This window comes from Microcoleus sp. Pol14D4 (genome assembly GCF_036701245.1).
Taxonomy (GTDB): domain Bacteria; phylum Cyanobacteriota; class Cyanobacteriia; order Cyanobacteriales; family Microcoleaceae; genus Microcoleus.
On the sequence record NZ_JAUBQM010000066.1, the window covers coordinates 9232 to 23885 of the forward strand.

Here is a 14654-nt window from a genome sequence, read left to right on the forward strand (position 1 = left end):
GTGCCACCGGTGCGAGTAACGTTAATCGTCGCCACGCCGCCTTCAGCCACCGTGTAATTTGGTTGGGCGAACTGGAAAAGACTTGGAGATGTCGGAGTCGGAGTTGGCGCCACAGTTGTTGACACCACATCATTAATCGTCAAAATTGACGGATTACTGACATTGCCACCGAAGAGCACCAAATTCACCGTTTCCGCCGATTCCGAAATCGCATCAGTCAAAGTCGGCACGGTGAAACTAGCGGTAGTTTGCCCCGCAGCAAAATTCAACACCCCCGTCACCGAAGTGTAATCTGCAGCAGTGCCTGAACTTGCCGAACCGTCAAGAGTCTGGTAGTTAATCGATGCAGCCGCCGTGCCACCGGTGCGAGTAACGTTAATCGTCGCCACGCCGCCTTCAGCCACCGTGTAATTTGGTTGGGCGAACTGGAAGAGACTTGGAGATGTCGGCGTCGGCGTCGGCGTCGGCGTCGGCGTCGGCGTCGGCGTCGGCGTCGGTGTCACATCAATGCCTTGATATTGAATACTCCGCACTAGGTAGTCGGAACTATCGTTTTTGAAGGAGGTAGCGGCGTAGGCAGCGGTGGGGTTCGCGTAGGCTGTGGCGGAGAACCGCAGTTCGTCAAAAGTAACGCCGGTGAGAGAGTCTCCTACTATCTGCAATGTGAAATTGCCATCGGTACGATCGCCAGTGAAAGTCACTCCATCTGAAGACACACCGAGCGGTTTTGGAGTGGCAGGAGCGCTGAGGCGAGTGATCGTAAAATTGCTGGCCGATACCCGCGCCCCATCCTTAAAGAGTTGCAGCGAACCAACTTCATCGCCTTGATCGTCCGCTGTAGTAGAACTTGATTTGGGAAATAATCCACTGAGGTCGATCGTGGCGCTAGTGATATCTTTATTATCTGCCCATTTCACCTTCAGCACCTGAGATAGATTGGTGTTGGGGTCAAAGTTGATTTCCGCCCGACTTTTAGTGGCGTCGGTAAACCAACCACTATAAGAGCCGTAGACACCAATACCACCGGGACTGCCGTAGCTCAACCCGCTTTTAGAGTCGTTCGTTGCTAACGTGAGGTTGCTGATGGGAGCAGGGTTAGTGTAGTTCGTTTCAAAGCCATCAAAAGCTATCCCAGACAGTTGGATGCCTTGATTCTGGGCGGCAGTAGGCCATTGTGCAATTAGATCACTGACACTGCTGTAATTAGTGGTTGTACCTAAAGAACCATTGAATGAAGTAGCCATAGCTTCTCCTTTGATGATGAGTAATTAATGATTAGAAGTGACTGAAAACCAGAGGTTGGCCTTTCTTGTAGCGATCGATCACTGCAAGAAAATTTTCCTCATACCTGCGGGTAAATCAAGTAAAAATGCTTGCCCAATAAGCATTTGAAGGTATTATTGCCCCTGATTAAATATTGAGTGTAAATAATTACACCTAGTGAGACCTATTTACATAGATTTGTTTAACTTTCATCATCAAGAAGTTTTATCCGGAAAAAGTACGATCTTTTTTTCAGCCCTATAAAAAGCGGGTTGTCCACATCTGTAGAGGAGAGCTTAAATCCCACATTCCGGCCCCCAAGAGGCAGCTTTCACTGTTTCACTGGGCAAAAGTGAATCAGGAGAGACTATTACGAGTAAAAATACTCAGAATTTTATATGTCTACGCATAACCCTGTTGGGAGTTTCTGAAAATTGAGGTTCGGGCGTAAGTTAAATCTGATTCTATTAAAAATGCGATGGTAAAAAACCAAATTTATTGCTGATCCGTAATGTGATTTACGATCGCCCTCAAGATGTCAAAAGGGTTCTATACTACTGCCAGAGTGACAAAACAGGGTGAATCTGACTAAAGCAGGAATTATGCAGTTACCATCCTCTGATTTGTCAGCGGCAACTTTACAATAAACTCAGTTCCTTCGCCAACCTGACTGACGCAGCTCAGCTTGCCGCCGTGAGCTTGAACAATTACCTGATAGCACACTGAAAGTCCTAAACCCGTACCTTTACCCACAGGTTTAGTAGTAAAAAATGGGTCAAAAATCTTGTCTTGAATTTCTGCAGGAATGCCAGTTCCCGTGTCGCGGACAGAGATTGTTACCCAGTCCGGCTCACTTTGCCAACTGCGGATGGTTAATTCCCCCGGTTTGCTCGTTGACTGGAGCGAATCTAAAGCATTGTCAATCAAATTATAAAATACTTGGTTAATTTGACTGGCATGACATTGGACTGGCGGCAAACTGCCGTATTGCTTGTCTATTTTGATATTTGTTTTTAGCTTATTTTGCAGCATCAAGAAACTGCTTTCTAAACCTTCATTCAAATCTACTGGTTTTAATTCAGCGTGGTCTAAACGAGAAAAATTTCGCAGGGTCATCACGATCGAGCGAATCCTCCCGCTTCCTTCCCGCATTGAATTAAGCAGTTTACCAAAGTCTTCTCGAATGTAATCGAGTTCTAGTTCTTCATTGATTCTGACAATTGCCTCCGCTGCTTCGGGGCAGGCATTACCTACCTGTTCTAGAGCTTCGTTCAACGCTTTAAAATATTCTTGAGCGTGAAACAAGTTAGCGTGGATGAAATTGTTGGCGTTGTTAATTTCGTGAGCAATTCCCGCTACCATTTGCCCCAAACCTGACATTTTTTCGCTTTGAATCAATTGCTGCTGCGCCGATCGCAATTCTTCTAACGCAGCCTGCAACTGCTGGGTTTGAGCTTGAGATTTGACCGCAGCTTCTCGGACTTTGCTGTAAAGTTCTGCTTGCTGAATGGCGATCGCCATTTGGTTGGCTATCTGGGATAGCAACTCCATTTCTTGCCGCTGCCAATTGCGGGTATCCCGGCACTCGTGGGCAATCAGCAAACCCCACAGCCTACCGGGAAATTTAGGATTATAGCTTCCGGCTGTGTCGGGGGTATTGTCTTCAGTTCTTGATGTAACAATCGGCACAATCAGGTTAGCTTTTACCTGCAAACTATCTAAAAAATCGACGTGACAAGGCTCTAAATCAGCATTAAAAATATCATTAATGGCTTTGACTCGCCCTTGCTGGTAAAGATCGGCGTAATCTCCGCGGAAACACTTATCCGCCCCCATATCCCCTAAAATTGAAGGCCAAGGGATGACCATATCTTCAACAACAACTTTTCCTTGCCAGTTGTCTTGAAACTGATAAATGATTACTCGATCGCACTGCAACATTTGGCGGACTTCTCTCACCGCTGTTTGTAGGATCGTTTCCAGATCTAGGGTACTGCGAATTTGGTTGCCGATCAGCCGCAGCAGCGATTCTCGTTCGGCTTGGCGCCTGGTTTTGCTATAGAGTTTGGCTTGATTGATCGCGATCGCCAATTGCGACGCTACCCCTTCTAAAAGCTGCCGTTCCCAATCAGTCCATTCCCGTTCGCGATCGCACTGATGCAAACCAATTATGCCATTCACTTCACCTTGATAGCGAGTAGCTACTGCCAGCATAGACTTAATCTCCAAAGCTTCGGCAATTTTTCTGGTTTGTGGATTCAATCCCGGAAAATCGAGAAACTTCGTCAATGCTAGGGACTCTTGCTGAGACACGACGGCAGCCAAATGCGGGTTGTCAGTCATCGGTACTTTCATACCAAGTTGGATCGGATAGTCCCCCGCGTTGTACTCTCCGCGCGTGACTAAAGTTTTTTCTGTATTTGATTCTTTGACTAAAATGCTCACGCGACTGCATTCTAAGGCTTGCCCCAGCAATCGGCAGGCTGATGTCAAAATTTCTTCTATGTCAAGTGTACTGCGAATTTCGTTATTAATTTGGTTCAGTAAGTTTGATAACTGAACTTGCTGCTGCATCTGCACGATTAGGGCTTTTTGTTGGTCTACTTCCGGCAGCGAAAGACTTTCTTCCTGCCTCCAGTTTTCAGATTCAGGCAACCGCGAAGTTACTCTCTGCCAGGGGTTTTCGTGTTCTTGTATTTTTAAAGACATATTTACTCAGGAGTTGTACAGTATTTTGATTGAGTCGGTTTTTTAAACCTATGCTTACCCCGCCAACAGCCCCATCGCAGCTACCAGGACTTTTGGAATATCTTAAGACATTATAAAGGATGCAGCCTGAGCAAAGCAATTATTTGCTTTACAAATATTTATATTTAGCAAGTATGCCCTCTGTCGCCCACAATACTAATTGGCGCGTGGCATGGAACTTGGTCAAATGTCAAATAGAGTTAACCGCCCGCTTAACCGAATAAACTTAATATAAAATCTATCTTTAGTTTAATGTTTGGGCGCGCTCTATCGACATGGAAAACTCAATTCCCGACAATTTTAGTTCGCCACCAAGAACCGACAACCTTATATCTGGATTAATAGGTAAAGACCAGATTAAAATAGCTTTGGCGATCGGCAATTCCCGGCTGCACTGGGGATTATTTGTGGGCAAAACCCTGGAGAAAACATGGGATACAGAGCATCTCAATGCTGATGCTGTTTCCCCGCTCTCCGAGGAGGAAAAGGCAGAATATTTGGTGCAAATAGTAATGAGGTCGATCGAGGAAGTATCTTCTCACAATCTCCTTTGTCTTCCTACTACTCCCGCTTTTTCTAGTCCTCACACACTTTCTTTAGTACCGCTGCCTCTAATTTTGGCCTCAGTAGTTACCCCCCAAACAGCAATTTGGCAGAGTTATCCTAATGTCCGAATTATTACTTTAGACCAGTTGCCGATCGGAGGACTCTATCCTACCCTGGGAATTGACAGAGCTTTGGCTGTACTGGGGGCTGGCAACCAATTGGGTTGGCCAGTTTTACTTATAGATGCTGGTACAGCTTTAACATTTACTGGGGCTGATGTCAATAGGTATTTAGTTGGGGGCGCAATCTTACCAGGTTTGGGTTTGCAGTTATCGTCACTAAGCAAAAAAACCGCTGCATTACCTTTAATTAGTTTACCAGAAAATCTGCCGCACCGCTGGGCGGAAGACACTGCTGGGGCAATTCAAAGCGGAGTTGTGTATGCGACGGTGGCAGGAGTTAGGGATTTTATTGAAGATTGGCGGTGTTTGTTTCCTTATAGCAAAATAGCGGTCACGGGGGGCGATCGCACTATGCTTTTAAAATACCTCACCGCAGCCTTTCCTGATACAGCAGCAGGCTTAATTGATGCAGCCGAGGCTATTTTTTGGGGAATTAGCTTGTTAATTGTTGACTGTTAACTGTTGACTGTTGAGTGTTACCAATTCCCAATTCACTTAGCAAATTCCCGAATATACTTAGCAACAACATCCGGGACTTCCTGCGGCAAATTGCTTTCCCCCGGACTGACCAATTGCAGTTCGGCATTAGGAGCCAGAGCAGTATAGGATTGACAGAGAGAGGAAACTGCGGGAGTATCTTCAGAACCGTGTAACACCAAAACAGGCGCTTTCAGCAAAGGCAAATTCTCATCAACTAACTCCGCTGTAATTTCAGCCCGCCGCCGCTGAAACAGCAACTGCACGGCAATTGGGGACTGCATCAACTGCTGCCTGAACTTTAGCAGTCCGTCAATCTTTTTTTTGCTACCCACCAACTTAGCAATTGGATAGATCGATCGCAGCAACCAAAAAGCCAGGGGTGGTTGGCCGATCAGCCAGCTAGCCGTCTGCCACCGCCCCCGCCGATTGCCAACCTTGACACCTTCTGGGGCCAACAAGACCAAACCCTGAACTCGATCGGGATATTTGATAGCGTAGCTGGTGGCAACCCAACCACCCAGAGAATGAGCGATTAAATAAACCTCTCGCAGCTTCAAAGTATCGAGGTATTGGGCGAGACATTCTACTTCCAGGTCGATCGAATAATGAAGATTCGGGCGTTCCGAGTCGCCAAACCCCAGCAAATCCGGTGCGAAGCATTGGTAGTAGGGACTTAAATGTTCGATCGTCCTCAGCCACTGACTGCTGTCCTGCCAAGAACCGTGCAAAAATACTAAATTCGGGCCTTGACCGACTTCGTGCCAGAAAATTTGCCCTACAGAGAGTTTGACCCGAGAATTGCGTAGCGGTGAGTACATCCGGTTAAATATTTAGTAATAAAAAGATGATTAATTTAATGTTCAGAGATTGTGAATAAAAGTAGGAAAACAGTGAAAATTAATTCCCCAGTTATAACAGAAAACTTTTGAGGGCGAGGTAATTTCCGACTTTTCTCAAAGTAGGATGCCCCGCCGATTTACGCCAAAGTTGTCAGGCCTTGAAAATAGTCCTGTAAGTGCTGGTCGTTATCGTGGCTGAGGGCACCCTCCGGCAGCGATGCGGGAAAAAAAGCCTCAACCTCGCTGACTTCAAGCGTATCCTGAACTTGCATCTTTCCCTCTACCTCTGCTGCCACTACGATACAAATCGAGTGCAGGCGAGGGTCTCGATCGGCAGCCGAATAAACACCCACCAAGCGGCGGATTTTGACTAAATCGAGTCCTGTTTCCTCCGCTAATTCCCGGCGCACTGTCGTCGGAATATCCTCTCCCCAATCCACCATACCTCCCGGCAGTGCCCAGCGACCGTTGTCGCGGCGGCGAATTAACACAATTCGTCCGTCAGGCAATACGGGAATCACCGCAGTACCAGTGACGGGATGTCGAAAAATCAGTCCCAGCACAGTTTGTACAATTTGCCACAATCGACGCATAAACTCAAAAGCTTGTTTAGGAGATAGTAACTTCAGGCCTCCTAGCTTGCAGCTCCGGAGTCTTAATTTTTAATTTTTCATTCACGCCAGAGCTCTGGCAAGTCTGCTAGGATCTCAGCCGCGTGAGTTTCTGGTTTGACTTTCCGATAAACCTTTTCAATCCTACCATCTGGGTCGATCGCGAAAGTCGATCGAGTAATTCCCATAAATTGTTTTCCCATAAATTTTTTGAGTCCGTAACAGCCGTAGGCGGTAGCGACTTCGGCGTTTGAGTCGCACAGCAAGGGAAAAGGCAGTTGATATTTAGCTGCAAACTTGGCGTGAGTCCCTGCCCCGTCTGTACTGACGCCGAGGACTGCTATATTGCGCGACTGGTAGTCTGAGTAAATGTCGCGAAAGCCGCAAGCTTCTTTGGTACAGCCAGGGGTATTGTCCCTAGGGTAAAAATAAAGTACAACTCGCCGCCCTCGAAAATCTCCAAGGCTGACGACATTGCCTTGCGCGTCGGGCAGGCTGAAGACAGGAGCTATGTCACCGGGATAAATAGTCATTTGTTGCATTTTGTCAATAGTTTATAGAAATATTCGACAAGAGCGAAAACCTTGCCTCTCATCGGGCCCGCATTCTCAGCGACTTGAATCCCGGTGTTCTTTTTTCTGGGTCTTGTACCGGGTGTGCTATGATCGTCATCGGTCTAAAATTGAGTATAACTAGCCAACGTAAAAACTTAACTGGATTAGTTGAGTGCGTAGTCTCACCTAACGGTGTTGCGGTTTAGGAAAGCTAAATTTGAAGAAAACCTAACTACATAAAGAGAACTGATCGAGTACGGTATGGCATACCGGAATTTACGCTTGGGGAGAAGACACCTATATTTTGGCTGGAGAAATCCTGTCGCAAGCAAGTGACTTCGCTGAACCAAGAATCTCAGTCACCAAGAGTGCACAGAGTGTCAACCTTAAGAATCCCCGTGCGTGAAAGCCCGGGGACTGTCAATGTTTATTAGTGAGGTCAGAATGGCTAAGCGCCGCAATCTCAAGAAAGAGAAGGCACAACGAAATCAAGCATACGCTCGCAAGTTTCGCAAGCGGAGAAATCAAGATATGTTCTCCAATAAGAGAAGACGATTTGACGGCGGTAACGGCGGTGGCATGGGCGCCATGAGCGGTGGCGGCAGAGACAAAGACATGGCTGCTGCTGAAGATTAATTGAGTCAGGCTATCTGCCGAACTTAGAACCAGAGTGGAAAACACGATCGTTCTAAGGAGAGATAGCCAGCCGGAATTTGTCGAATAATTCAACGATATTTAGGCGAGATGTTTAGGCGAGTCGATCGCGCGCAGCGATAAGTGATTTTCTCACTTGTTCAAACCCGGTACCCCCGTAACTATTGCGAGCCGCCACCACTTGCTGAGGTGCGATCGCGCTGTAAATGTCTGTCTCAAAGGCTGGGTGCAAGTCTTTCCACTCCTCAAGTGTCAAATCTTTGAGGAGTTTGCCCCCCGAAAGGCAAGTTTTGACGACTTTGCCGACAAGGTTGTAAGCTTCCCGGAAGGGAACGCCTTTGCCAGCCAAGTAGTCGGCTACGTCTGTAGCGTTAGAAAAGTCTTCCGTAACAGCAGCAGCGAGGATCTCGCCATTAAACTCGATTCCTTCGCGCAACAGAATGGTCATTGCTTCCAAGCAACCCTGTACCGTTCTTACGGTATCAAACAAAGCCTCTTTATCTTCTTGCAAATCTTTGTTGTAGGCCAAAGGAAGTCCCTTCACTACTACCAACAAGGCTTGCAAGTTACCGAACACCCGCCCCGCTTTGCCCCGCACCAACTCCGGCACGTCGGGATTTTTTTTCTGGGGCATGATGCTAGAACCAGTAGCGCAGCTATCTTTGAGCGTAATAAATCCAAATTCGTGAGAAGACCACAAAATCATTTCTTCTGACAAGCGGCTCAGGTGTACCATAATCAAGCTGGCGGCAGCGAGAAATTCGATCGCAAAGTCTCGATCGCTCACTCCATCTAAGCTATTAGCATAAACCTTGTCAAAATGCAATAGTTCTGCCGTATAATGTCGGTCGATCGGGAAAGTCGTCCCCGCCAGCGCGCCACAACCCAAAGGCGAAACATTCACCCGCTTGCAGATATCGCCGAGACGTTCCCAATCGCGATCGGTCATTTCAAAATAAGCTAACAGGTAATGAGCCAAACTGATCGGCTGAGCGCGCTGCAAATGAGTGTAACCGGGAATTAAAGTTTCCACATTACGATCGGCAAGATCGAGCAAAACCCCTTGAAATTCCCGCAATTGGTCGCGAATTTCTGCGATGCGATCGCGCAAATACAAGCGAGTATCGGTGCCGGCTTGATCGTTGCGCGATCGGGCCGTGTGCAATTTTTTCCCCGCATCTCCCACGATATCCGTCAGCCGCTTCTCTACAGCGAAGTGAACGTCTTCTGCATCAACTCCCGGAACAAAAAGTCCTTGGCGGTATTCGCGGCGGATCTGTTCCAAACCATTGACTAACTGTTCGCCTTCTGCTGCGGAAATAATCCCCGTTTTGGCCAGCATTTTAGCGTGAGCGACAGAACCCGTCAAGTCATACTCAATCAATTCAATATCGAAGCCAATACTAGCATTGAATCGGGCGATCGCCGGGTGCAGCGCCGATTCAAATCTTTGACTCCAAGTTTTTTGTTGTGTTGTCATTGCTCAAGCTAAAACTAGATTGTATCTCTCTTGCAGAAGTCTATAAAACCGGTTTGTAGCAAAGACTTTAGTCTTTCCTCCGGTTTGTAGTCAGCACTTTAGTCCTCTATTCCCAATTCGGCAAGAAAAAACTCAAGTCCTGACTAACAACTTTTTATACATCTTTTGATCGGAAAAAACTGAAGTCTGGACTACAAAATTGTGAAACTTTTTCTGCATCATAAAGAAGTGAAGTTTAAGCTACAAACCTTTGAAATTCGTTGCCGATACCTTCTTCGACAAGAACTCTAACGAAAAATCCCTTTAAAGAACCAGCCCACAAAAATACCTATAAAAAAAGCTCCTATTTGACCAGTCGAAACAAAATTGTTCCAAGCTTTCTGGAAATTTGTAAAAATTTCGTAACTTTGACCCAAAATCACCGTCGAACTCAAATGAGATTTTAAAACTAACACGTGAGCGACATCGTTCCAATTAATCAAATTGGTTAATCCAGCAGTAATTTCCGGTATTAAATTAACTATCATGGTGATTTTCTCCTGCTAAAGGTGTTACCCTAAGTACAACCAGTGTCATGTCATCTTCGTTACGATTGCCGATACCGATAAACTGGTGTACGCGATCGAACAAATAATCCAAAATTTCTTCAGACTGCTGATAATTTTGACAGGCCCACCCAAAAGCCGAGGTCAAGTTATCCTCATCAAACCGATCGCCCCTTTGATTAGCAGCATCGGTAAATCCGTCTGTGTAATAAATAATAGTATCTCCTGGCTGCAATTGCACTTGGGCTTCTTGGTAATGCGAATCAGCATCCAGGCCAATTAACATTCCCTCCAAAGTATCGAGCTGAACAATCGAATTAGTTGCAGCTTGCCACAGCAAAGGCGGGTGGTGAGCAGCATTGCTGTAAGACAAAACGCGAGTTTTCGGGTCGTACTCCGAATAAAACAGAGTCACAAAACGGTGGGAATTTTCCAAATCCGCGTGCATAACCCGGTTTAAATGTTGCAAAATTCTCGACGGCGAGTGGCGGTTCAAAACCTCCGCCCGCAGCATACCCCGTGTCATCGTCATCAACAGGCCCGCCGGTACTCCTTTGCCCATCACGTCGCCGATCACAATGCTCCAGCGGCCCTTGTCGATTTTGGACTTGAGATTTTTGATCAGGGATGGGGGGTTTTCCCCCTCATTCTCCTTGCCGATCGGGTCATAGTCAGCGGGGATAAAATCATAATAATCTCCGCCGACTCTGCTAGCAGTTTGGCAGCGGGCAGCCACGTCAAGGCCGGGAATTTTCGGACAACTGCGGGGTTGCAGCCGCAATTGAATTTCCGCCCCGATTTCTAACTCTCTGTCTAAGCGGTCTTTTTCCGCCAACTTAACAGTAAGTTCGTCTTTGCAAATGGCCACGGCTGTTTGATCCGCCACCAACCGAACTAATTTCTGTCTGCTGGGAGTCCAGAGATATTGCGGATCGCTGCTAAAAACATAAAGCCGTCCGCGTTCCAAATTGTTGACTAAAATAGGTGCCCCAAACAAATGAACATCTGGACCCAAATAACGACCGACTTGCAGGTCTAGACTAGAAGTTTGCCCAGAGGTTTCCGAAAACGATCCAGCAGTAGCGCCCGCACCTGCTGTAGCTTGCCTGGTGGCTATTTCCAGCGCTTTTCGCATATCTTGGCACTGCCGTCCTTCCTGACAGTGCAACTGCTGGAACCTGACTTGACCGTTGGGTTTGAACAGCACTAAAGCTCCCCCGTCGGCGTCCGTAACGCGAGTCGCCACCAAAGGCACCAACTCCAAAAATTGGTTGAGATTGTTAAAACTTCGCAGGGCAAATCCCAGCGAACCCAACATATCTTGAACGTTGTGCTGATATCGGTGCAAACGCGCCACCAGTTCTTTGAGGGCAAATACTGGCGTCGCGTCGGTGGAATTGCGACCCGGTGGGCGGTCAGCAGGTTGAGGTGAGGGGCGAGGCAAAGGCACAGCAGTCATTTTTAATTTGTGATTTTCGATGTTAGAAGGAGGAATGATTGAGGACTTACGGACCACTTGAACAGAAACCCGTTTTTTTATCGAGCAAGTAGTTTGGTTTGAGCGAGTAAGTTGGGCACTAGGACATTTGTATCAACTTAAGTCTAAAATTCTTAAGAAATCTCGTTTATAGCTGAGTCTAGATACCCCCTAAATCCACGCTGCTTGCTCTACTTGGGTGGGCCCAAGACTGCAGCGGCTCCCCTTAAGAAGAAGGGGGACTTTGACCATTTGCTGTCCCACCAAACTATCAGGGGAGGCGCCAGGGAGATCGGGAAGAATGTGCTCAGACAGCCGACTGATACTAAATTTGAGCTTAATTTGATACGCTTGCTTTGCCTCGCGGTTTGATCCCAACCAAGTAATAACAGAACGAAGGTATTGTTTCTAGATATTTATTTTTCACTCGATCGCTCGTGGCGATCGGCGCAAGTCCTGCGATGCTAGTTTGAGGTTAATAATTTGAGATTTTGAAGATCTGTGTCCGCCTCCCAAAGATGGGGGCGGCTGGCAAATGCCTCATCAATCTAAAATCTAAAATCTAAAATCGAGTAGGGCTTCCACAAATTCGTAACTAGAAAACGGACGCAAGTCTTCGATGCTTTCCCCGACTCCAATAAAGCGGATTGGCAGACCAAGCTGCTGCACTACTGCTAGGGCAACACCACCTTTAGCAGAACCGTCGAGTTTTGTCAATACTACTCCGCTTAATTTTGCCGATTCTGCGAACACTTCTGCCTGTCGCAAACCATTTTGACCCAGTGTGGCATCCAAGACCAGTAGAGATTCTACGGTAGCGCCTGGGGCTTTCTTATCTACAATGCGACGGATTTTACTTAATTCGTCCATCAGATTTTTCTTGTTTTGCAGGCGGCCTGCGGTGTCTACGATCAGCAGTTCTGTGCCTCGGGCGCCCGCAGCGGCGATCGCATCAAACACGACAGCAGCCGGATCGGTATTTTTCCCTGGGTTGGCAATAATTTCCACGCCGCTGCGGGAACCCCAAACTTTCACTTGTTCGACGGCGGCGGCGCGGAAAGTGTCGGCGGCGGCAATTAGGGTTTTGTAGCCGGATTTTTGGGCAATGTGGGCTAGTTTGCCGATCGTCGTAGTTTTGCCCGCACCGTTAACTCCTACGATCAACCAGATGTTAAAAGTGTCTTTTTCCGGGGCAAATGTCAGGCTGTAGGCGGGATTACCTGCGGCGGTTTCGGCACAGGGAGCGTCCAGAATGTCGCGCAGAATCGTTTTCAGGTAGGCTAGAGCCTGTTCTGGCGGCAGCACTTCTTGTGTGAGTCTTTCTTGGAGGCGAGTGATAATGATGTCGGTGGCTGCGACTCCGACATCGGCTTGCAGCAGCAAAGTCTCAATTTCGGCTACCGCGTCTTGATTGAGCGGGCCTTGACCGACGATCGCCTTTAGTCGATTAATTAAGCTGCGGCGCGTTCTTTCTAAGCCTTTCCGCAGTTTTTGCAGCCAAGTGATTTCTTCGACGGATACTTGGTCTGGTCGGCGGCCTTGACTTGCTAAGATTTCTGAAGACCACAGGAAGCCTTCGTCAAAGGCGAAACCGGGAATTTCTTCGATAATTGCCGCTCTCTCGGCGGCGGCTGCAATTACTTCAGGTTCTTCAAGGGCTGTTTCTTTGAGGCGTTCGATGCGCTCCATCCGATCGGCCTGAGCTCTTGCCCAAAACGGCAGGGCTTCCGCTGCTTCGCCCTCAGATGCGAGTGATTCGGTTTCTACAACCTCTGTTGCAGGTTCGGCAATTTCTATATTTTCTGCTGTAACTTCTAATTGTTGAGCAATAGGTGCAATGTCGATCGCCCCGACTGTGGGTTGCAGAGTTTCTGGAATTTCTGCTGGGTTGGCTGCATCGAGTTCTTGAGCATCGGTAGCTTCAAGTGCCGCTGGTGCTGCCACTTCTGGAACTTCTGCAACAGTTGGTGCTGTGGGTGCTGGTTCGAGTTCGATCGGCTCGGTTGCTTCAATAGTCGCAGGTTCTGCAACTTCTGCGCTTTCTGCCTCGGCTGCTGGAACATCGGGCGCTGCTGTCTCAGAAACTTCTGTTTCAGGTTTTTGCTGTTTTTGAATATTTTTGTAAGCAGCTTTTGCCCAATTGAGATAATCTTCGGCTACAGCAGGAGAGCCTTGCTCTGTTGCATCTGTTTGAGGCTCAACCGATGGGGATTTTGCCGACTCATCTTGCTGCTGTTGGGGGTTTGCCTCTGTTTCTGAAGATTTGCTTTCGCTGTACTGGCGACGAAACCAATTAAATACCATAGGAAATTGGGAATATAGTTATTAGTCCTTAGTTTAGAGCGGATTGCCAATTGCGGATTGTGGATTGCTAATGACTCTGGGTAAGGTTCGCGCCTCGGCGTGCACCCTCCGGGTAAGGTAGTCACCAAGCACCCGGAGGACTGAGGACTAAGGACTAGGGACTAACAACTTCTGCATTGATTTTATCGACTACTCGGCGGAGGACTCCGTTGATGAAGCGATGTCCTTCGTCGCCACTGTAGCGTTTTGCCAGTTGGACTGCTTCGTTGACGCTGACTTGTTCGGGTAAGCCGAGATATAGCATTTCGGCGATCGCGATTCTCATGATATCTCGATCGATCCGGGGCAACCGTTCTATTTGCCAGTCTACAAGGGCTTCCGAGAGCAATTCATCAACTTGAACACGGTTGGCGCTGACTTTCGTCAGGATTTGCAAAGCATAGGTGCGGACATCTTGCTGGTTGGCTAGCTGGATCAGTTCTGGAAACTCCATTGCTGAACCGAGACGGTTGATTGCGGTTTGGGTGAGTTCGACTGCTTCCCGCACCATTGTTCTAGCACTTTGTATATCGGCGGCGCGGATTTCGCTAGCAAGCAGTTTGTCGCTACTCCGCTGCACTTCGGATGCTGCTGCTTCTAGGGATTCTTGAACTTCTGCTGTCAGGGTACGGATGGCGGCGAGGAGAACATCTTGCAGTTTCTTGGCTTCTAAGAGTTCTGGATTCGTCGGCAGTTGGCTGATGCCGAGGAGTGCGAGTTCGCGTGCTGTTTCGCGGGCTTTTTTCATAGTTTTTAGATAGGAATTGAGAATTTAGGAAGTTTTTCGATCGCGCGCGGACTTGAACTTTAGCAGAAAACTCCACTAAAAGCTGTACAAGACCAGCCATCTGACTCGCCAGCGGCGGGTAGTTTACAGATACTTCACTGTCCAACCTAAGATTTATGCTCGAAACCCGGTTTCTGAGTATAGG

The 14654-nt window shown here is 47.7% G+C and carries 12 protein-coding genes; 2 read left to right on the forward strand and 10 right to left on the reverse strand.

The genetic code is table 11. The annotated features are described in order from the left end of the window. The coding region (locus tag QUA33_RS20740; protein WP_333150774.1) for a Calx-beta domain-containing protein at positions 1-1244 on the reverse strand (1244 nt) is incomplete at its 3' end. A 619-nt stretch (positions 1245-1863) separates the two neighbouring features. After that, a complete protein-coding gene (locus QUA33_RS20745; RefSeq protein ID WP_333150776.1) occupies positions 1864-3972 on the reverse strand; it encodes a GAF domain-containing protein in 2109 nt (702 codons plus the stop codon). A gap of 314 nt (positions 3973-4286) precedes the next feature. On the opposite strand from QUA33_RS20745, the gene QUA33_RS20750 reads away from it, so the two are divergent. Beyond that, positions 4287-5198: a pantothenate kinase gene (locus tag QUA33_RS20750; protein WP_333150778.1), complete on the forward strand. Its 912-nt coding sequence runs from the start codon at positions 4287-4289 to the stop codon at positions 5196-5198. Positions 5199-5230: 32 nt separating this feature from the next. Here the strand turns inward: QUA33_RS20750 and QUA33_RS20755 are convergent, their stop codons facing one another. From QUA33_RS20755 to bcp, 3 genes are all read right to left on the reverse strand, one after another. Beyond that, positions 5231-6037, reverse strand: coding sequence for an alpha/beta hydrolase (locus QUA33_RS20755; RefSeq protein WP_333150780.1), 807 nt, complete (start codon positions 6035-6037; stop codon positions 5231-5233). Between the two features lie 158 nt (positions 6038-6195). Then, positions 6196-6651, reverse strand: a complete 456-nt coding sequence (locus QUA33_RS20760) for an NUDIX hydrolase (protein ID WP_333150782.1) — start codon at positions 6649-6651, stop codon at positions 6196-6198. Between the two features lie 77 nt (positions 6652-6728). Further along, positions 6729-7202 (reverse strand): thioredoxin-dependent thiol peroxidase, encoded by a 474-nt coding sequence (bcp, locus tag QUA33_RS20765; RefSeq protein ID WP_333150785.1) that lies wholly within the window; start codon positions 7200-7202, stop codon positions 6729-6731. A gap of 465 nt (positions 7203-7667) precedes the next feature. Between bcp and QUA33_RS20770 the strand changes: the two genes are divergently transcribed. Continuing rightward, positions 7668-7859 carry a hypothetical protein gene (locus QUA33_RS20770; protein ID WP_190738786.1) on the forward strand — a complete coding sequence of 64 codons (192 nt, stop codon included), beginning with the start codon at positions 7668-7670 and terminating at the stop codon, positions 7857-7859. A gap of 112 nt (positions 7860-7971) precedes the next feature. On the opposite strand, the gene argH is transcribed toward QUA33_RS20770, so the two are convergent. The 5 genes from argH to nusB form a co-directional block, all read right to left on the reverse strand. Further along, the gene (gene argH / locus QUA33_RS20775) at positions 7972-9357 is read right to left on the reverse strand and encodes an argininosuccinate lyase (protein WP_333150787.1); all 1386 of its coding nucleotides are present in this window, start codon (positions 9355-9357) and stop codon (positions 7972-7974) included. A 287-nt stretch (positions 9358-9644) separates the two neighbouring features. Next, positions 9645-9884 (reverse strand): hypothetical protein, encoded by a 240-nt coding sequence (locus tag QUA33_RS20780; RefSeq protein ID WP_333150789.1) that lies wholly within the window; start codon positions 9882-9884, stop codon positions 9645-9647. After that, positions 9874-11361, reverse strand: coding sequence for a PP2C family protein-serine/threonine phosphatase (locus QUA33_RS20785; RefSeq protein ID WP_333150790.1), 1488 nt, complete (start codon positions 11359-11361; stop codon positions 9874-9876). Before QUA33_RS20785 ends, QUA33_RS20780 begins: the two co-directional genes overlap by 11 nt. A gap of 573 nt (positions 11362-11934) precedes the next feature. After that, complete coding sequence (ftsY, locus tag QUA33_RS20790; protein ID WP_333150792.1) at positions 11935-13683, reverse strand: signal recognition particle-docking protein FtsY; 1749 nt, start codon at positions 13681-13683, stop codon at positions 11935-11937. Between the two features lie 154 nt (positions 13684-13837). Continuing rightward, the gene (nusB, locus tag QUA33_RS20795; protein WP_333150794.1) at positions 13838-14470 is read right to left on the reverse strand and encodes a transcription antitermination factor NusB; all 633 of its coding nucleotides are present in this window, start codon (positions 14468-14470) and stop codon (positions 13838-13840) included. Positions 14471-14654: the final 184 nt, after the last annotated feature.

Excerpts from the sequence above, each read along its gene's own strand:
- QUA33_RS20745 (WP_333150776.1), bottom strand. The coding sequence starts at position 3,972 with ATGTCTTTAAAAATACAAGAACACGAAAACCCCTGGCAGAGAGTAACT.
- QUA33_RS20780 (WP_333150789.1), bottom strand. The coding sequence starts at position 9,884 with ATGATAGTTAATTTAATACCGGAAATTACTGCTGGATTAACCAATTTG.
- nusB (WP_333150794.1), bottom strand. The coding sequence starts at position 14,470 with ATGAAAAAAGCCCGCGAAACAGCACGCGAACTCGCACTCCTCGGCATC.
- ftsY (WP_333150792.1), bottom strand. The coding sequence starts at position 13,683 with ATGGTATTTAATTGGTTTCGTCGCCAGTACAGCGAAAGCAAATCTTCA.
- argH (WP_333150787.1), bottom strand. The coding sequence starts at position 9,357 with ATGACAACACAACAAAAAACTTGGAGTCAAAGATTTGAATCGGCGCTG.
- QUA33_RS20770 (WP_190738786.1), top strand. The coding sequence starts at position 7,668 with ATGGCTAAGCGCCGCAATCTCAAGAAAGAGAAGGCACAACGAAATCAA.
- QUA33_RS20750 (WP_333150778.1), top strand. The coding sequence starts at position 4,287 with ATGGAAAACTCAATTCCCGACAATTTTAGTTCGCCACCAAGAACCGAC.
- QUA33_RS20785 (WP_333150790.1), bottom strand. The coding sequence starts at position 11,361 with ATGACTGCTGTGCCTTTGCCTCGCCCCTCACCTCAACCTGCTGACCGC.
- bcp (WP_333150785.1), bottom strand. The coding sequence starts at position 7,202 with ATGACTATTTATCCCGGTGACATAGCTCCTGTCTTCAGCCTGCCCGAC.
- QUA33_RS20760 (WP_333150782.1), bottom strand. The coding sequence starts at position 6,651 with ATGCGTCGATTGTGGCAAATTGTACAAACTGTGCTGGGACTGATTTTT.
- QUA33_RS20755 (WP_333150780.1), bottom strand. The coding sequence starts at position 6,037 with ATGTACTCACCGCTACGCAATTCTCGGGTCAAACTCTCTGTAGGGCAA.